At 56.2% G+C, this 15078-nt stretch carries 26 protein-coding genes; all 26 read right to left on the bottom strand.

Going from position 1 to position 15078, the window contains the following annotated elements; translation table 11 throughout:
• Nucleotides 1-72: 72 nt before the first annotated feature.
• Entirely contained in the window at nt 73-1116 is a 1044-nt protein-coding gene (locus ACFQ14_RS15795) for a hypothetical protein (RefSeq protein ID WP_377213725.1), read from the bottom strand.
• Between the two features lie 105 nt (nt 1117-1221).
• On the bottom strand, nt 1222-2262 hold the full coding sequence (locus ACFQ14_RS15790; RefSeq protein WP_377213724.1) for a phosphotransferase: 1041 nt from the start codon (nt 2260-2262) through the stop codon (nt 1222-1224).
• Between the two features lie 99 nt (nt 2263-2361).
• Nucleotides 2362-3012, bottom strand: coding sequence for an adenylate kinase (locus ACFQ14_RS15785; protein ID WP_377213723.1), 651 nt, complete (start codon nt 3010-3012; stop codon nt 2362-2364).
• Between the two features lie 6 nt (nt 3013-3018).
• Entirely contained in the window at nt 3019-4392 is a 1374-nt protein-coding gene (gene secY / locus ACFQ14_RS15780; protein WP_377213722.1) for a preprotein translocase subunit SecY, read from the bottom strand.
• A 281-nt stretch (nt 4393-4673) separates the two neighbouring features.
• Nucleotides 4674-5207, bottom strand: a complete 534-nt coding sequence (gene rplO, locus ACFQ14_RS15775; RefSeq protein ID WP_377213721.1) for a 50S ribosomal protein L15 — start codon at nt 5205-5207, stop codon at nt 4674-4676.
• 14 nt (nt 5208-5221) lie between these two features.
• Nucleotides 5222-5413 carry a 50S ribosomal protein L30 gene (rpmD, locus tag ACFQ14_RS15770; protein WP_377213720.1) on the bottom strand — a complete coding sequence of 64 codons (192 nt, stop codon included), beginning with the start codon at nt 5411-5413 and terminating at the stop codon, nt 5222-5224.
• Between the two features lie 12 nt (nt 5414-5425).
• Nucleotides 5426-5992 (bottom strand): 30S ribosomal protein S5, encoded by a 567-nt coding sequence (rpsE, locus tag ACFQ14_RS15765; protein WP_377213719.1) that lies wholly within the window; start codon nt 5990-5992, stop codon nt 5426-5428.
• 109 nt (nt 5993-6101) lie between these two features.
• Nucleotides 6102-6452: a 50S ribosomal protein L18 gene (gene rplR, locus ACFQ14_RS15760; RefSeq protein ID WP_377213718.1), complete on the bottom strand. Its 351-nt coding sequence runs from the start codon at nt 6450-6452 to the stop codon at nt 6102-6104.
• Between the two features lie 4 nt (nt 6453-6456).
• Nucleotides 6457-6990, bottom strand: coding sequence for a 50S ribosomal protein L6 (gene rplF / locus ACFQ14_RS15755; RefSeq protein ID WP_377213717.1), 534 nt, complete (start codon nt 6988-6990; stop codon nt 6457-6459).
• Between the two features lie 72 nt (nt 6991-7062).
• Entirely contained in the window at nt 7063-7458 is a 396-nt protein-coding gene (gene rpsH / locus ACFQ14_RS15750) for a 30S ribosomal protein S8 (RefSeq protein WP_377213716.1), read from the bottom strand.
• Between the two features lie 13 nt (nt 7459-7471).
• On the bottom strand, nt 7472-7777 hold the full coding sequence (rpsN, locus tag ACFQ14_RS15745; RefSeq protein WP_377213715.1) for a 30S ribosomal protein S14: 306 nt from the start codon (nt 7775-7777) through the stop codon (nt 7472-7474).
• A gap of 49 nt (nt 7778-7826) precedes the next feature.
• Nucleotides 7827-8399, bottom strand: coding sequence for a 50S ribosomal protein L5 (gene rplE / locus ACFQ14_RS15740; RefSeq protein ID WP_377213714.1), 573 nt, complete (start codon nt 8397-8399; stop codon nt 7827-7829).
• Nucleotides 8392-8706: a 50S ribosomal protein L24 gene (rplX, locus tag ACFQ14_RS15735; protein WP_377213713.1), complete on the bottom strand. Its 315-nt coding sequence runs from the start codon at nt 8704-8706 to the stop codon at nt 8392-8394. The genes rplE and rplX overlap by 8 nt, the downstream gene beginning before the upstream one ends.
• 12 nt (nt 8707-8718) lie before the next feature.
• Entirely contained in the window at nt 8719-9087 is a 369-nt protein-coding gene (rplN, locus tag ACFQ14_RS15730; RefSeq protein ID WP_377213712.1) for a 50S ribosomal protein L14, read from the bottom strand.
• 112 nt (nt 9088-9199) lie between these two features.
• Nucleotides 9200-9430 (bottom strand): 30S ribosomal protein S17, encoded by a 231-nt coding sequence (gene rpsQ, locus ACFQ14_RS15725; RefSeq protein ID WP_377213711.1) that lies wholly within the window; start codon nt 9428-9430, stop codon nt 9200-9202.
• Nucleotides 9431-9442: 12 nt separating this feature from the next.
• Nucleotides 9443-9658 (bottom strand): 50S ribosomal protein L29, encoded by a 216-nt coding sequence (rpmC, locus tag ACFQ14_RS15720; RefSeq protein ID WP_377213710.1) that lies wholly within the window; start codon nt 9656-9658, stop codon nt 9443-9445.
• Nucleotides 9659-9728: 70 nt separating this feature from the next.
• Nucleotides 9729-10142, bottom strand: a complete 414-nt coding sequence (gene rplP, locus ACFQ14_RS15715) for a 50S ribosomal protein L16 (protein WP_377213709.1) — start codon at nt 10140-10142, stop codon at nt 9729-9731.
• A gap of 22 nt (nt 10143-10164) precedes the next feature.
• Nucleotides 10165-10872 carry a 30S ribosomal protein S3 gene (gene rpsC, locus ACFQ14_RS15710; RefSeq protein WP_377213708.1) on the bottom strand — a complete coding sequence of 236 codons (708 nt, stop codon included), beginning with the start codon at nt 10870-10872 and terminating at the stop codon, nt 10165-10167.
• A complete protein-coding gene (gene rplV, locus ACFQ14_RS15705; RefSeq protein WP_377213707.1) occupies nt 10872-11255 on the bottom strand; it encodes a 50S ribosomal protein L22 in 384 nt (127 codons plus the stop codon). The genes rpsC and rplV overlap by 1 nt, the downstream gene beginning before the upstream one ends.
• Nucleotides 11256-11258: 3 nt before the next feature.
• Nucleotides 11259-11537 (bottom strand): 30S ribosomal protein S19, encoded by a 279-nt coding sequence (rpsS, locus tag ACFQ14_RS15700; RefSeq protein ID WP_377213706.1) that lies wholly within the window; start codon nt 11535-11537, stop codon nt 11259-11261.
• Nucleotides 11538-11548: 11 nt separating this feature from the next.
• Complete coding sequence (rplB, locus tag ACFQ14_RS15695; RefSeq protein WP_377213705.1) at nt 11549-12382, bottom strand: 50S ribosomal protein L2; 834 nt, start codon at nt 12380-12382, stop codon at nt 11549-11551.
• A 28-nt stretch (nt 12383-12410) separates the two neighbouring features.
• Nucleotides 12411-12704 (bottom strand): 50S ribosomal protein L23, encoded by a 294-nt coding sequence (locus ACFQ14_RS15690; protein ID WP_377213704.1) that lies wholly within the window; start codon nt 12702-12704, stop codon nt 12411-12413.
• Complete coding sequence (rplD, locus tag ACFQ14_RS15685; RefSeq protein ID WP_377213703.1) at nt 12701-13336, bottom strand: 50S ribosomal protein L4; 636 nt, start codon at nt 13334-13336, stop codon at nt 12701-12703. The genes ACFQ14_RS15690 and rplD overlap by 4 nt, the downstream gene beginning before the upstream one ends.
• Entirely contained in the window at nt 13336-14163 is an 828-nt protein-coding gene (gene rplC / locus ACFQ14_RS15680; RefSeq protein ID WP_377213702.1) for a 50S ribosomal protein L3, read from the bottom strand. The genes rplD and rplC overlap by 1 nt, the downstream gene beginning before the upstream one ends.
• Nucleotides 14164-14308: 145 nt before the next feature.
• Complete coding sequence (rpsJ, locus tag ACFQ14_RS15675) at nt 14309-14617, bottom strand: 30S ribosomal protein S10 (protein WP_377213701.1); 309 nt, start codon at nt 14615-14617, stop codon at nt 14309-14311.
• A 67-nt stretch (nt 14618-14684) separates the two neighbouring features.
• Nucleotides 14685-15078, bottom strand: a 394-nt coding sequence (locus ACFQ14_RS15670; protein ID WP_449301305.1) for an EF-Tu C-terminal domain-related protein, incomplete at its 5' end; no start/stop codon positions are given.

Raw genomic sequence — 15078 nt, 5'->3', positions numbered from 1 at the left:
TCGTCGCAAAGCAAAAGAGCCCGTTCTGTTTGAACGGGCTCTTTCTATTGGCGTTCGTGGTGAGAGAGCGAGTTACTCGACTTCACCCATATCGAGCGGCTCAACGTCATCGGTGAAGCGCACTTCTTCGATGCTTACCAAAAGGTCTACATCACCCGTATGGATGTTTTCCACGAAGAGCTTATGGCCCTCTTCCTTGAAAAGGTAGTCGCTGGCTGAACCGTCGAACTCAACGGTGTCGTGGCCCGCTCCGCCTCTGAAGATATCGTCACCTTCGGAATCGATGAACAGATCATCGCCCTTGAAGCCACGCATCTCGTCATTCTCGTGAGTGCCCGTGATTACATCGTCCGAGCTGGTGCCCTTGATGAGGTTCGTCGTGATCGGAACGGTATGACCGCCGCCGGACCCTGCGGACGCGGAGCCAGAGCCAGAACCCTTGGAGCCGCTGCCTGAGCCTTTAGAGCCGGAGCCGGAACCCTTGGAGCCGCTGCCTGAGCCTTTGGAGCCAGAGCCGGAACCTTTGGAACCGCTGCCTGAGCCTTTAGAGCCAGAGCCGGAACCTTTGGAACCGCTGCCTGAACCTTTAGAACCGGAGCCGGAACCCTTGGAGCCACTGCCTGAGCCTTTAGAACCGGAGCCGGAACCCTTGGAACCGCTGCCTGAACCTTTAGAGCCAGAGCCGGAACCTTTGGAGCCGCTGCCTGAGCCTTTAGAACCGGAGCCGGAACCCTTGGAACCGCTGCCTGAACCTTTGGAACCGCTGCCTGAACCTTTAGAGCCAGAGCCGGAACCTTTAGAGCCAGAGCCGGAACCTTTAGAGCCAGAGCCGGAACCTTTAGAGCCAGAGCCGGAACCTTTGGAACCGGAGCCGGAGCCCTTAGAACCACTGCCTGAACCTTTAGAGCCAGAGCCGGAACCTTTGGAGCCGCTGCCTGAGCCTTTGGAACCGGAGCCCTTGGAGCCAGACCCCTTAGAGCCACTGCCCGATCCTTTGGAACCAGAACCTTTGGAACCGCTGCCTGAGCCCTTAGAACCAGAACCTGAACCATCGCTTCCATCATCGTATGGATGTGATGAAAACTCGTACCAGTCGTAATAATTGTTGTTCGCCATGATAAAACCCTCCTGAGGTTGGAAGAGTAAATCAAATGCGAAGTAATTCGTCTACATATTGGTAAAGTGATGATTAATCGATAAAATTTGAATAAAACTGCATTGTTATCGATGGACGTCCAACTTGTAGTGCTGGGCAACTTGAAGCGTCCAGTCTTGCAAAGGCTTCCACTCTTCTACCCCATCGCTTAAACGGCGTATGCGGTTGATGATACGGCTGGATTCTTCGTGTGTGACGCCCACCTTGTCGTGCTGTAGGCAATAATCTCGGTCCCACCACTTGTTCTCGCGGCGGTGGAGTTTCAACGCTCTGCGCAAGCGCAACATGCAATGGGTCACGCCAAAGAGACGCAGATAGTGCTCTGCACGCTGCGGCGAGAGGCCGCGCGTATACAATGGCAGATATTTCTCCATCAGACGGTTCTCGGCCTCCGGCTCGATGTTTGTCCATTCGTCGAATAACACGAAAGCCAAGTCATCAAGCGCCTTGGAGCGAACACAGTCCTCCCAGTCAAACCAGATCACCCGCTCGCCATCATACAGTGCATTGCCGGGCCGTGCGTCCCACTTGATGAACTCGTCGCGTTTCACATCCATCAGTTTGACCAGCTTTTCACGATCAAGGTCGGGAATATCTATGCCAGCCGAGCGTGAGATGCGTTTGGCAACGCCGGTGCGGTTCCAGAGCCAATTCTCCGCTGTTCCCGCCTTGGGCACGCGGTGCGCCAGATTGAGTGAACGGGCTTGCTCGTGAATATTGAGCAGGCTCACAAGCGACAGATCGACAAGCAATTCACGCTCTTCGGCGCTTTTGGCATCATCGAGCGCGACGGGCAGACGCGCGCCGCCAACGAATTCTTGCACAACCCAATTGCCGTAGACGCCTTGCAGTTTCGGCACGCTGCCACTGGGTCCGAGATTGCGCAGCACGATGCCTTCTAGTTGGGCGGCATCTGGCTCCTTGCGGTCTGCAAAAACGTAAATACCGTCTTCCATATCCGCCACGAAAGCGCTGCGGCTGGTGCCGCCGGGAAACGCCACCCGCTTCGGCTCGCGTCCAAACGCTTTTTTAGCAAGAGCAGCAACTTCCGCTGTTCGGTCCTCGTTCATGACGTCGGATGATTTCTTGATCGTAGCCGCGTTCATAGCCTGTCCCTCATCATCGCGCACGCAAAGGGCGCGCCGTGGTGTTCGAGACAACCTAACCGATCAAACTTGTCATAGTCTTTACGCGCTTGCTTTGCGTTACAGGTTTCCAAGCACCGCAGCGATCTCGGCTGTGACCGTATCGATTGGCGCCATGCCCTCGACACGCTTCAATTTGCCCTTGGCGTAGTAATAGCCAATCAGTGGAGCGGTCTCTTTGTAGTAGGCCTGCAAGCGGGTTCGCATCGCGTCGGCATTGTCGTCCGCGCGGCGTTTGAATTCCGTGGAACCACACTTGTCACAGACGCCTTCTTTGGCGGGTTTGTTCAGCGTGTCGTGATAGCCCGTTCCGCATTCGGCGCATGTGTAGCGGCCAGAAACGCGCTCCACCATCGCATTGTCATCGACACGCAATTCGATGACTGCATCAAGGCCCATATCTTTGGAACCGAGCATGGCTTCCACCGAGTCGGCTTGCGCCAATGTGCGGGGATAGCCATCAAGAATGAAGCCGCCTGCGCAATCGGGCTCGTCAAGCCGCTCCGAGACGATAGCGTTGACGATCTCGTCAGAAACCAAACCGCCTGAATCCATCACCGCTTTGGCCTTGATGCCGGTTTCCGTGCCGGCAGCCACCGCTGCGCGCAGCATGTCGCCTGTCGACAGTTGCGGAATACCGTGTTTTTCAACCAGACGCTGCGCCTGTGTCCCCTTGCCCGCCCCCGGCGGACCCACCAAAATCAAGCGCATTACGGCTTACTTTCTTTTCAAGGCGCGTGGGCTGTTGCCCCCGCGCGGACCCTTTCCTCCGCGCAACGAAGACTTCTTGATGAGCCCTTCATATTGCTGCGCAAACAGATGGCTTTGCACCTGCGATACCATGTCGAGCGTAACCGAAACGATGATCAACATCGATGTTCCACCCAGGAACGCTGAGATACCGAGGTTGGACAAGAACATTTCGGGCAAAAGACACACGAACACCAGATACAGCGCACCCAGCACCGAAACGCGAGTCAGCACATAGTCGATATACTGGGCCGTCTTTTCACCAGGGCGGATGCCGGGAATGAAGCCGCCATGCTGTTTGAGGTTGTCGGCTGTCTCAGTCGGATTGAAAACGATTGCCGTATAGAAGAACGCGAAAAAAACGATCATAGAGCCGTAGAAAATCAGATAACCGGGCTGACCGCGACCGAGCAAAGCGTTGATCGTCGCCATAATGCCGTCAGGATCGCCCGTGCCGGAAAAGCCTGTAATCGTAGCTGGCAGCAGCAGCAGGGACGAGGCGAAGATCGGTGGGATAACACCAGCCGTGTTCAGCTTCAATGGCAGGTGGGACGAGTCGCCCTGCGCCATGGAATTGGCGGTTTGCCGCTTTGGATACTGGATCAACAGTCGGCGCTGAGCGCGCTCCACGAAGACGATCAGCGCGATCAAAGCGAGGATGGAAACCAGCACACCAAGCATGGTGAGCGTGGAAATTGCGCCTTGCGCGCCCTGGTCGAGCAACTGTGCAATAGCGCCTGGAAGTGCCGCCACGATGCCAGCAAAGATGATAAGCGAAATGCCGTTGCCGACGCCGCGTGCGGTGATCTGCTCACCAAGCCACATCAGGAACATGGTGCCGCCAACCAGCGTAATGACTGTGGAGAGCATCCAGAACCAGCCAGGGTTCAGAACCATGCCTTCGGATGCCTGAAGGCCGGACGCGATGCCGAAAGCCTGCGCAGTGCCGAGAATTACGGTGCCGTAGCGGGTATATTGGTTGATGACCTTACGGCCCTGCTCACCCTCTTTCTTCAAGGCTTCGAGCGTCGGCACCACCGACGTCATAAGCTGCATGATGATGGAGGCGGAAATATACGGCATAATGCCGAGCGCGAAGATGGCGAAACGCTCGACAGCACCGCCAGCAAACACATTCAGAAGGCCCAGAACGCCCTGCCCTTGCGTATCAAACGCGCGAGCCAATGCCTCTGGATTGATACCTGGAATGGGAATGTATGTGCCGATGCGATAGACGATCAGCGCGAGAAGCGTGAACCACAGCCGCTTCTTCAGATCGGTCGCTTTCGAGAAGGTCGAATAGCTTAAATTGGCGGCGAGTTGTTCGGCTGCAGAAGCCATGAATTTCTCCGGTCATTCCAGCACGGCGCGGGTGTCGCGCTGCACGCTTGCATGTGAACGACCAATATGGACATTCACATCAGGATTTCTAGTCAATTTCTCACACGGCCTTGCGACCGAACACGCACGCGGCGCGCAAACTGATTTGCTGCCGCGCTTTTAGTGCGCTTGGCAGTTATGAGCAAGCACGAGTGCGCCTGTTTTCATGTGCCAGTTTGCACCAGACTTGAAACAAAAAAGCCCGGAACGGGTCCGGGCTTCTCTTAAGTGTTTGGCACAGCCTATTTGGCTTTTTTCTTGGCAGCCGTTTTCGCAGCCTTCGAAGCGTTCACTTCAGCAGCCTTTTCGGAGCCGAGGTTTTCCTGCGTGAAAGAACCGCCGGCCTTTTCGAGCTTTTCCTGAGCGGCCTTTGAAATGCCCGCAGCTGTCACGTTGAGCTTTGCTTTCAGATCGCCGTCCGCGAGAACGCGGAAGCCGTCTTTGGCACGGCGCAGAACGCCCGCTGCAATCAGGGCCGCGCTATCCACGGTTGCTTTGGCATCCAACTTGCCTGCGTCCACGGCTGTCTGAAGACGGCCAAGCGATACAGTGTTGAAGTTTTTGGCAAACTTCGCATTGGAAAAGCCGCGCTTTGGTAGACGGCGGTAGATTGGCATCTGCCCGCCTTCGAAACCTTTAATCGCGACGCCCGAACGGGATTTCTGACCCTTGACACCACGGCCACCGGTCTTGCCCTTGCCCGAGCCGATGCCACGACCGACCCGCTTACGGGACGGGCTGGCGCCGTCTATTTCGGAGAGTTCGTTGAGTTTCATGTCATTTCTCCCGATCAGGCTTCGTCAACGACTTTGACGAGGTGCGAAACCTTGCGGATCATGCCGCGCACGGAAGGCGTATCTTCCAGCGTGCGGCGGCGGTTCATTTTGTTGAGACCGAGGCCGATCAGCGTTTGGCGCTGGTCTTGCGGACGGCGCAATGGGCTGCCGATTTGCTCAACGGTGACAGTTTTCTTGTCAGCCATGATCTAAACTCCTTACTCTTCGACGACGCCGACATTGCGGCGACGTTCTTGGAGGGTGGAATATTTCAAGCCGCGCTGCGCTGCGATGTCCTTAGGGTGCATCTGGCGCTTCAAGGCGTCAAACGTGGCGCGAACCATGTTGTATGGGTTGGACGAACCGAGCGATTTCGCAACGACGTCCGACATGCCAACGGTTTCGAACACAGCACGCATTGGACCACCGGCGATGATGCCGGTTCCTGGAGGCGCTGAACGCAGCACAACTTTACCGGCGCCGTGGCGGCCGTTCACATCGTGGTGCAGAGTGCGGCCATCGCGCAGCGGCACGAAAATCATGTCGCGCTTTGCTGCTTCAGAAGCCTTGCGAATAGCCTCGGGCACTTCGCGCGCCTTGCCGTGGCCGAAGCCAACGCGGCCTTTTTCGTCACCAACGACGACGAGAGCGGCGAAGCCGAAGCGGCGACCACCCTTCACAACTTTTGCAACACGATTGATGTGGACGAGCTTGTCGACGAATTCGCTCTGCTCTTCCTCATCGCGGCGGTTGTTGCGGCCGCCTCTTTCGGGTCTCTGTGCCATATCCTGTTCCTTATTCTTTTCCGGGAGCACATCGTTGAGCCGCAAGCCCGCTTAGCGGATCATGCGACGGTGAAAAAGCGAAGGCGCAGCTCATGGCCGTGCCTTGCACCTAGAATTTCAGACCGCCTTCGCGGGCTGCATCGGCAAGCGCCTTAACGCGACCGTGATAGAGAAAAGCACCGCGGTCGAAGACCACTTCGGTCACGCCAGCCTTGGTAGCACGTTCGGCAATTAACTTGCCGATCGCTGCTGCAGCGGAGACGTTGCCGCCTTTTTCCGCGACGCCTTTTTCCAAGGTCGATGCGGAAGCGAGCGTTGCGCCCTGCACATCATCGATCACCTGAACATAGATGTTGGCATTTGAGCGGTGCACGGAGAGACGTGGACGGCCATTGGCAACTTTTTTCAAGCTGCGGCGGACGCGAGAAGCGCGGCGTTGTTTGGTGTTGAGCTTAGCCATGATCTTACTTCTTCTTGCCTTCCTTGCGGAAGATTGTCTCGTCCGCATATTTCACGCCCTTGCCTTTATACGGCTCTGGCGGACGGTATGCGCGGATTTCTGCAGCCGCTTGGCCGACAACCTGCTTGTCGTGACCTGTGACGGTCACTTCAGTTGGCTTAGGGCAAGCCAGCGTCACGCCTTCTGGCGGCGTGTAAATGACTTCGTGAGAAAAGCCGAGCGACAGCGAAAGGTTTTGGCCCTGCATTGCTGCGCGATAACCCACGCCATTGATTTCCAAAGTCTTCGTGTAGCCGTCTTTGACGCCTGTGAAGATGTTTTCGATCATCGTGCGGGACATGCCCCAGAACGACCGGGCTTCTTTGGAATTGTTGGCTGGATTGACGGTGATGGCACCGTCTTCCATTTTTACCAAGACCTGCTCGTTGACCACGAAGGACAATTCGCCCTTTGGGCCTTTGGCAGATACGGTTTGGCCATTGAGATCAGCCGTCACCCCATCGGGGATCGTGACTGGCTTTTTACCAATACGTGACATTGTTTTCTCACTTGCTTTTCATGTGGGCAGCCTGTTCGACCACCCGAAAAATTCAAATACAGCTCTGCCGAACTAGAAGATCTGGCAGAGCACCTCGCCACCAACATTCTGTTCGCGGGCATCGTGGTCTGCCATCACGCCTTTTGGCGTGGACAGGATCGCGATGCCAAGACCGTTTGCAACGGTTGGCAGGCTTTTGACCGACGAATAGACACGGCGGCCGGGCTTGGAAATACGGGTGATCTCGCGGATAACCGGAGCGCCCTCGTAGTATTTCAGCTCGATTTCGAGATCGGCCTTGCCGTTGTCGTAATCGGTGCGGGTGTAGCCACGGATGTAGCCTTCGCGCTCAAGAACATCGAGAACCGACGCACGCAGGTTGGAAGCAGGCGTTGAAACCTTGTTCTTACCGCGCATGTGGGCGTTACGGATACGGGTGAGCATGTCACCGACTGGATCGTTCATCATGTCGGATACTCCCTTACCAGCTGGATTTCACGAGGCCGGGCACTTTGCCCATATTGCCAAGTTCGCGCAGCGCGATGCGGGACATGCCCAGTTTGCGGTAGTAACCGCGTGGACGACCGGAGACCGCACAACGGTTGCGCAGGCGGGTCTTTGCGCCATTGCGAGGCATGTCGGCCAGTTTCAACTGGGCCGAGAAACGCTCTTCGATGGGCAGTTCACGGTTTTCGATGATCGCTTTGAGAGCCGCACGCTTGGCAGCATGCTTCTTTACGAGGCGCTCACGTTTTTTGTTCTTTTCAACGGCACTGACTTTGGCCATAGGTTTTTTCCTTCTTTCGCTTGCCGTTACGGCTGGGATAGGGCTGCGGTTAAGCGGCCTTTTCCTTCTCTTGCGGGAACGGGAAGTTGAAAGCGCGCAACAGTTCGCGTGCCTCATCATCCGTTTCAGCCGTCGTACAGACGATGACGTCCATGCCCCAGATCGCTTCTACCTTGTCGTAGTTGATCTCTGGAAACACGATGTGTTCTTTGATGCCCATGGCGAAGTTGCCGCGACCGTCAAAGGACTTCGGATTCAAGCCGCGGAAGTCACGAACGCGCGGCAGCGCGATGGTGACCAGGCGGTCAAGAAATTCATACATCTGCGCACCGCGCAGTGTAACTTTTGCACCCAGTGGCATCTCTTCACGCACTTTAAAGCCAGCGATGGACTTCTTAGCGCGGGTGACGACAGCCTTCTGACCGGCGATCAATGTGAGATCGTCAGCAGCGGACTGTGCCAGCTTGGAGTTACCAGTGGATTCGCCAACGCCCATGTTGATCACGACTTTGTCGAGCTTGGGCATTTGCATTTTGTTCTTGTAACCGAACTTTTCCTGCATCGCAGGAACCACGGTTTCCGCATACATTTTTTGGTAACGCGGTTGATTGTCGTTAGCCATCGATCAGGTCTCCAGAACGCTTGGCGAAACGGACTTTCTTGCCGTTGTCGTCGGTTTTAATGCCCACGCGGGTTGGCTTGCCGTCCTTAGGATCAGCGAGCGCCACATTGGAAATGTGCAGCGAGGCCTCTTTAGTGATGATACCGCCTTCGGACGTCTGTGATTGGCGCGTGTGGCGCTTCACAAGGTTCACGCCGGACACCAGAACGCGGTCGGTCTTCGTGACCATCTGCAACACGGTGCCGCTCTTGCCCTTGTCCTTGCCGGACAGGACGACGACGGTATCGCCTTTTTTGATCTTGTTCATTTCAATCGCCTCCTACAGCACTTCAGGCGCAAGGGAGATGATCTTCATGTGACGCTTGGCGCGCAATTCGCGCGGCACAGGGCCGAAGATGCGGGTGCCGGTAGGCTCGCCCTTGTTATCCACCAGAACGGCGGCATTGGTGTCGAAACGGATCACGGAACCGTCAGCGCGCTGAATGTCTTTCGCAGTGCGGACGACGACAGCTTTCGCAACATCACCCTTTTTAACGCGGCCGCGCGGAATAGCTTCCTTGACGGATACGACAATCGTATCGCCAACGTGAGCATATTTGCGCTTTGAGCCGCCCAGCACCTTGATGCACATGACGCGGCGCGCGCCGGAATTGTCGGCAACGTCCAGGTTAGTTTGCATCTGAATCATGGCTGTTCTTCTCTTGCTTTGTCAGGCGGCGCAGAAATTCTGCCCGCCTGTTTGCCATTTATGGAGTGCCGTGTGGCGCCCCGCTCGTCTTTTAGAGGATCGTTTGCGAAGCTTACGCTTCAATGACGATCCAGCATTTGTCTTTAGAAATTGGACGGGTTTCCTGAATGGAAACCTGATCGCCAACCTTCTTCACGTTTGCCTCGTCATGGGCTTTGTAGTTTTTCGTGCGACGCACCACCTTTTTGAAAAGCGGGTGGGTAAAGCGACGCTCGACCTTCACAACGATGGTCTTGTCGTTCTTGTCAGACACGACAGTGCCCTGCAAAATTCGTTTCGGCATATCGGTAAGTCCTTACGCGCTTTGCGGCGCGCTTGCGCCTTCAGCCTGCTTGACGCGGGCAATTGTCTGGATACGCGCAATATCGCGGCGGATCTGGCGCATGCGCGCCGTGTTTTCCAGCTGGCCGGTGGCCCGCTGAAAGCGCAGGTTAAACTGCTCTTTCTTCAAGTTGACCAGAGCATCTTTCATCTGGTCATCGCTCATTGCGCGAATGTCGCTGGGCTTCATAGCCTCAACCTTTCTTCGTTCTGGCCACTTTCCCCTGCCCCGAATGGACAAGAGAGTTGGTCCGGAAAATTTAGTCCGTGATGCGCTGAATGAACTTGGTTTTCACCGAAAGCTTCATCGCACCCAGACGCAGTGCTTCGCGGGCAATCGGCTCGCTCACACCATCGATTTCAAACATCACGCGACCTGGCGCGACGCGGGCTGCCCAATATTCTGGCGAGCCCTTACCCTTACCCATACGAACTTCAGTCGGCTTCGACGAAATCGGAAGATCAGGAAAAATACGGATCCACACACGGCCCGCACGCTTCATGTGACGCGTGATGGCACGACGTGCCGCCTCGATCTGACGTGCGTTGATGCGGTCCGGCTCAAGGGCTTTAAGCCCATATGATCCAAAGTTCAAGTTCGTTCCGCCTTTGGAGTTACCCTTAATACGGCCTTTGTGAGCCTTACGGAACTTTGTGCGTTTTGGTTGCAACATTGTTGATTACCTCGTCAGCCGTCTAGCGGCGTTCGCGGCGGCCACCGCCACCACCGGATTCTTGTGCTTCGGTGTTGCGACGCTCGGAAGCCATTGGATCATGCTCAAGGATCTCGCCCTTGAAAATCCAGACTTTCACGCCACAAATGCCGTAAGCGGTTTCAGCTTCTGCCACACCGTAGTCAATGTCCGCACGCAGCGTGTGCAACGGCACTCGGCCTTCGCGATACCATTCGGTGCGCGCGATCTCTGCGCCACCAAGACGGCCACCGCAGTTGATACGAATACCACCGGCGCCCAAACGAATAGCACTTTGCACGGCCCGCTTCATTGCACGGCGGAAAGCCACGCGGCGTTCGAGCTGCTGAGCGATCGACTGAGCAACAATCGTTGCATCGACTTCAGGCTTGCGGATTTCGACGATGTTGAGCGAAACCTCACCATCCGTCATTTCGCCAACCTTCTTTTTCAGCCGCTCAATATCTGCGCCCTTTTTACCGATGATTAGACCGGGACGCGCAGCGTGAATTGTGATGCGGCACTTCTTGTGCGGGCGCTCAATCACAACCTTGGCGACGGAAGCCGCTTTGAGTTCTTTTTCGAGATAGCTGCGGATCTTGAGGTCTTCGGCCAACAGTTTGGAATAATCGCCCTTCGTGGCGAACCAACGGCTGTCCCATGTGCGGTTTACGCCAAGACGGAAACCAATTGGGTTAATCTTCTGACCCATTATGCGGCCTCCTCTTCGACTTCACGCAAAATGATCGTCAGGTGCGAGAAGGGTTTTTCAATACGGCTGGATTTGCCGCGACCGCGTGCCATGAAACGCTTCATAACAATCGATTTGCCGACATGGGCTTCCGCCACGATAAGGCTGTCGACATCGAGATCGTGATTGTTTTCTGCGTTGGCGATTGCAGACTGCAGGCATTTACGCACTGTCTCAGCGATACGCTTGTTGGAAAATTCCAGATCGCTGAGCGCACGTGACGCTTTTTTGCCGCGGATAAGCTGAGCCACGAGGTTCAGTTTCTGCGGCGAAATGCGGATCATGCGGTGGACCGCTTTTGCCTCGTTATCGGCAAGCTGTCTTTCGAGCTTCTTCTTGCCCATGACTTACTTCCTCTTCGCCTTTTTATCGGCGCCGTGACCGTAGTAGTTGCGGGTCGGCGAATATTCACCGAGCTTCTGCCCTACCATGTCTTCCGAAATGTTGACCGGGATGTGCTTCTGGCCATTGTAGACGCCGAACGTCAAACCAATGAACTGAGGCATGATCGTAGAGCGGCGGCTCCACGTCTTGATAACTTCGTTGCGGCCGCCTTCGCGAACCTTCTCGGCTTTCTTGAGAAGGTATCCATCGACAAACGGGCCTTTCCAGACTGAACGTGACATTGTCTAGCCCCTTATTTCTTACGTTGGTGGCGCGAGCGCATGATGAATTTGTCGGTCGTCTTGTTGGACCGTGTGCGCTTGCCTTTAGTTGGCTTGCCCCACGGTGTCACAGGGTGACGACCACCGGATGTACGACCTTCACCACCACCATGCGGGTGGTCGATCGGGTTCATGGCAACACCACGAACTTTCGGGCGGTTGCCATACCAGCGGTTGCGGCCGGCTTTACCCATGTTGGTGTTTGAATTGTCCGGGTTCGACACCGCACCGACAGTTGCCATGCATGTGCCGTGGATCAGACGCTGTTCGCCAGAGTTGAGGCGCAGGATCGCGTAGTCGCCATCGCGGCCAACCAGTTGAGCATACGTACCGGCGGAACGGGCAATCTGACCGCCCTTGCCCGGCTTCATCTCCACATTGTGGATGATGGTGCCGACTGGAACAGCCGAAAGCGGCATTGCGTTGCCCGGCTTCACGTCTGCGGAAGCGGCAGCGATGATCTTGTCGCCAGCCTGAATGCGCTGTGGTGCAAGGATATAAGCCTGTTCACCATCGGCGTATTTGATCAGCGCAATGAACGCCGTGCGGTTTGGATCGTATTCCAAACGCTCGACCGTGCCTTCGACGTCAAACTTGCGACGCTTGAAATCGATCATGCGATAGCTGCGCTTGTGACCGCCGCCGATACCGCGTGTTGTCACGCGACCGGCATTGTTGCGGCCACCAGACTTCGTAAGACCTTCCGTCAATTGCTTGACGGGCTTGCCCTTCCAAAGACCGGAGCGGTCAACGATCACGAGCTGGCGCGTGCCTGGCGTGATGGGGTTGAACTTCTTGAGAGCCATTTGTCTCTACCTTCTCTTCAGCCCGGCCTTACAGGCCGGTTGTCACATCGATCGACTGGCCCTCGGCCAATGTCACGAAGGCGATTTTCTTGTCGCTCTGCTTGCCCAAATGGCCGCGGAAGCGCTTCACCTTGCCCTTGCGGAGCACGGTGTTCACTGCGGTCACCTTGACACCAAACAGGCCTTCGACGGCGCGCTTGATTTCAGGCTTGGATGCATCGCGTGCCACATTGAAGATGACTTGGTTGCTTTCGGCAGCCAGTGTCGACTTCTCGGTGATCGACGGCGAAAGGATCACGTCATAATTGCGAATGTCGGTCATTTGACGCCTTCTCCATTAAAGCGGGCCTCAAGAGCCTCGACTGCTGCTTTCGACAGGACCAACGTGTGACGGCGAAGAATGTCGTACACGTTGATACCCTGAATTGGCAGCACGTCGATGTTCGGAATGTTGCGAGCAGCTTTCTGGAAGTTTCCATCCAGTTCGGCTCCGCCGATCATCAGAGCGTTCTGCAGACCCAATTTCGTGAACTGACCGCGCAGAGCGGCCGTCTTAGGGTCTTTTGCGCTCATGTCATCAACGACAACAAGGGAACCGTTCTTTGCTTTCGTCGACAATGCGTGGCGCAGCGCGAGAGCACGGAACTTTTTGGTCAGGTCGTGGCTGTGATCGCGAGACTGTGGGCCGTGCGCCTTACCACCGCCACGGAACTGCGGGGCAGCCTGTGAGTGGTGGCGAGCGCCGCCGGTGCCTTTTTGGCGATACATGCGAGCGCCTGTGCGATCGACGTCGGAACGGCCTTTTGTCTGGTGCGTGCCCTGACGCGCTTTGGCGCGCTGATAGCGGACCATGCGGTGCAGAATGTCTTCACGTGGCTCCAGACCAAACACGGTATCGGAAAGCGAAACCTTGCCGGATTTCTTGCCGTCGAGGGTTGTGATCTCGATGTCCATTATGCATCCCCCTCTTTGTTCTCAGTGGCTGTTTCAGCAGCCGATGCCTCAGCAGCAGCAGCTTCCGCGGCCTGCGCTTCTTCAACTGCGGCTGCGGCTTCTGCTGCTTGTGCGGCTTCAGCGTTTTCTGCAGCTTCAGCAGCAGCTTCAGCGTCGCGGCGGCGTGCAGCCGGGAAAATTGCATCTGGGTGAACCGGCTTTTTGATCGCGTCTTTAATCGTGACCCAACCGCCTTTAGGACCAGGAACAGCGCCCTTGATCAACACCAAACCGCGATCCACATCGACAGAGACAACCTGAAGGTTCTGCGTGGTAACGCGGGTATTGCCCATGTGACCAGCCATCTTCTTGCCTTTAAAGACCTTACCCGGATCCTGACACTGACCCGTCGAACCATGCGAACGGTGCGACACGGAAACGCCGTGGGATGCGCGAAGACCACCGAAGTTGTGACGCTTCATAGCACCGGCAAAACCTTTACCGACGGAAGTTCCCGTCACATCGACATATTGTCCAGGCATGTAGTGGGCAGCGATGATTTCAGCGCCCACCGGGATCATGTTCTCTTCGCTCACGCGGAATTCAGCCAGCTTGCGCTTTGGCTCAACCTTGGCAACCGCGAAGTGGCCGCGCATGGGCTTGGTGACGTTCTTCACCTTGGCCGTGCCAGCGCCAAGCTGGACAGCGGTGTAGCCGTTCTTTTCTTGTGTGCGTTGGGCGACGACCTGAACCTTCTCCATGCGGAGAACGGTTACCGGCACGTTCACACCCTCTTCGGTGTAAACGCGGGTCATCCCAACTTTCTGTGCAATCACGCCTGAGCGCATTGGTCTGTTCCTTTAGCGTTATCTGCTTTTGCAGAGGGTGGGCAGGAGGATCGTGTGTCTCAATCGACTGGCGATCACTGCCCCGCTTGTTCTTGTTTGCGATGGCTTTCAGCTAGGCTGTCACCATCGTATTTGTCTCGCTCGGTTAGAGCTTGATCTCGACGTCCACACCGGCAGCGAGGTCGAGCTTCATGAGCGCGTCCACGGTTTGCGGCGTTGGGTCCACGATGTCCAAAAGGCGCTTGTGTGTGCGCATTTCAAACTGTTCGCGGCTTTTCTTGTTCACGTGAGGTGAGCGGTTGACCGTGTAACGCTCAATGCGCGTTGGCAAAGGAACCGGGCCACGAACCTGAGCGCCTGTGCGCTTGGCGGTGGATACAATTTCTTTGGCCGACGTATCGAGGATACGGTGGTCGAACGCCTTCAGGCGAATGCGGATGTTTTGGCCGTTCATTTCAGTTTTCCTTTTTCAAATCGCAGCGCGACGCGTTCGCCGCACCGCGATTAGAAGATGTATCCGCTTAGTCCAAAATCTCGGCAACGATGCCGGCGCCGACGGTGCGGCCGCCTTCGCGGATCGCGAAGCGCAGGCGGTCTTCCATGGCGATCGGCACGATAAGCTCAACCGTCATTTCAACGTTGTCGCCAGGCATAACCATTTCCGTGCCTTCAGGAAGGGCGCAGATGCCCGTCACGTCGGTCGTGCGGAAGTAGAACTGAGGACGGTAGTTGGTGAAGAACGGCGTGTGACGGCCACCCTCTTCCTTCGTCAAAATGTAGGCTTCCGCACGGAACTTCGTGTGCGGCTTGACCGAACCAGGCTTACACAGAACCTGACCGCGCTCGACGTTTTCACGGTCGATACCACGGATCAGTGCGCCGATGTTGTCGCCTGCTTCCCCACGGTCGAGGAGC

The sequence above is a fragment of the Pseudahrensia aquimaris genome (assembly GCF_042676045.1).
In the GTDB taxonomy this organism is placed as follows: domain Bacteria; phylum Pseudomonadota; class Alphaproteobacteria; order Rhizobiales; family Rhizobiaceae; genus Pseudahrensia; species Pseudahrensia aquimaris.
Note: the sequence above shows the minus strand (reverse complement) of the source record. Positions and strands in the feature narration are given on the sequence as shown.

Coding starts and splice junctions, on each gene's coding strand:
- ACFQ14_RS15795 (WP_377213725.1), bottom strand. CDS start 1,116: ATGGCGAACAACAATTATTACGACTGGTACGAGTTTTCATCACATCCA.
- ACFQ14_RS15790 (WP_377213724.1), bottom strand. CDS start 2,262: ATGAACGCGGCTACGATCAAGAAATCATCCGACGTCATGAACGAGGAC.
- ACFQ14_RS15785 (WP_377213723.1), bottom strand. CDS start 3,012: ATGCGCTTGATTTTGGTGGGTCCGCCGGGGGCGGGCAAGGGGACACAG.
- secY (WP_377213722.1), bottom strand. CDS start 4,392: ATGGCTTCTGCAGCCGAACAACTCGCCGCCAATTTAAGCTATTCGACC.
- rplO (WP_377213721.1), bottom strand. CDS start 5,207: ATGAAACTCAACGAACTCTCCGAAATAGACGGCGCCAGCCCGTCCCGT.
- rpmD (WP_377213720.1), bottom strand. CDS start 5,413: ATGGCTGACAAGAAAACTGTCACCGTTGAGCAAATCGGCAGCCCATTG.
- rpsE (WP_377213719.1), bottom strand. CDS start 5,992: ATGGCACAGAGACCCGAAAGAGGCGGCCGCAACAACCGCCGCGATGAG.
- rplR (WP_377213718.1), bottom strand. CDS start 6,452: ATGGCTAAGCTCAACACCAAACAACGCCGCGCTTCTCGCGTCCGCCGC.
- rplF (WP_377213717.1), bottom strand. CDS start 6,990: ATGTCACGTATTGGTAAAAAGCCAGTCACGATCCCCGATGGGGTGACG.
- rpsH (WP_377213716.1), bottom strand. CDS start 7,458: ATGATGAACGATCCAGTCGGTGACATGCTCACCCGTATCCGTAACGCC.
- rpsN (WP_377213715.1), bottom strand. CDS start 7,777: ATGGCCAAAGTCAGTGCCGTTGAAAAGAACAAAAAACGTGAGCGCCTC.
- rplE (WP_377213714.1), bottom strand. CDS start 8,399: ATGGCTAACGACAATCAACCGCGTTACCAAAAAATGTATGCGGAAACC.
- rplX (WP_377213713.1), bottom strand. CDS start 8,706: ATGAACAAGATCAAAAAAGGCGATACCGTCGTCGTCCTGTCCGGCAAG.
- rplN (WP_377213712.1), bottom strand. CDS start 9,087: ATGATTCAGATGCAAACTAACCTGGACGTTGCCGACAATTCCGGCGCG.
- rpsQ (WP_377213711.1), bottom strand. CDS start 9,430: ATGCCGAAACGAATTTTGCAGGGCACTGTCGTGTCTGACAAGAACGAC.
- rpmC (WP_377213710.1), bottom strand. CDS start 9,658: ATGAAGCCCAGCGACATTCGCGCAATGAGCGATGACCAGATGAAAGAT.
- rplP (WP_377213709.1), bottom strand. CDS start 10,142: ATGTTGCAACCAAAACGCACAAAGTTCCGTAAGGCTCACAAAGGCCGT.
- rpsC (WP_377213708.1), bottom strand. CDS start 10,872: ATGGGTCAGAAGATTAACCCAATTGGTTTCCGTCTTGGCGTAAACCGC.
- rplV (WP_377213707.1), bottom strand. CDS start 11,255: ATGGGCAAGAAGAAGCTCGAAAGACAGCTTGCCGATAACGAGGCAAAA.
- rpsS (WP_377213706.1), bottom strand. CDS start 11,537: ATGTCACGTTCAGTCTGGAAAGGCCCGTTTGTCGATGGATACCTTCTC.
- rplB (WP_377213705.1), bottom strand. CDS start 12,382: ATGGCTCTCAAGAAGTTCAACCCCATCACGCCAGGCACGCGCCAGCTC.
- ACFQ14_RS15690 (WP_377213704.1), bottom strand. CDS start 12,704: ATGACCGACATTCGCAATTATGACGTGATCCTTTCGCCGTCGATCACC.
- rplD (WP_377213703.1), bottom strand. CDS start 13,336: ATGGACATCGAGATCACAACCCTCGACGGCAAGAAATCCGGCAAGGTT.
- rplC (WP_377213702.1), bottom strand. CDS start 14,163: ATGCGCTCAGGCGTGATTGCACAGAAAGTTGGGATGACCCGCGTTTAC.
- rpsJ (WP_377213701.1), bottom strand. CDS start 14,617: ATGAACGGCCAAAACATCCGCATTCGCCTGAAGGCGTTCGACCACCGT.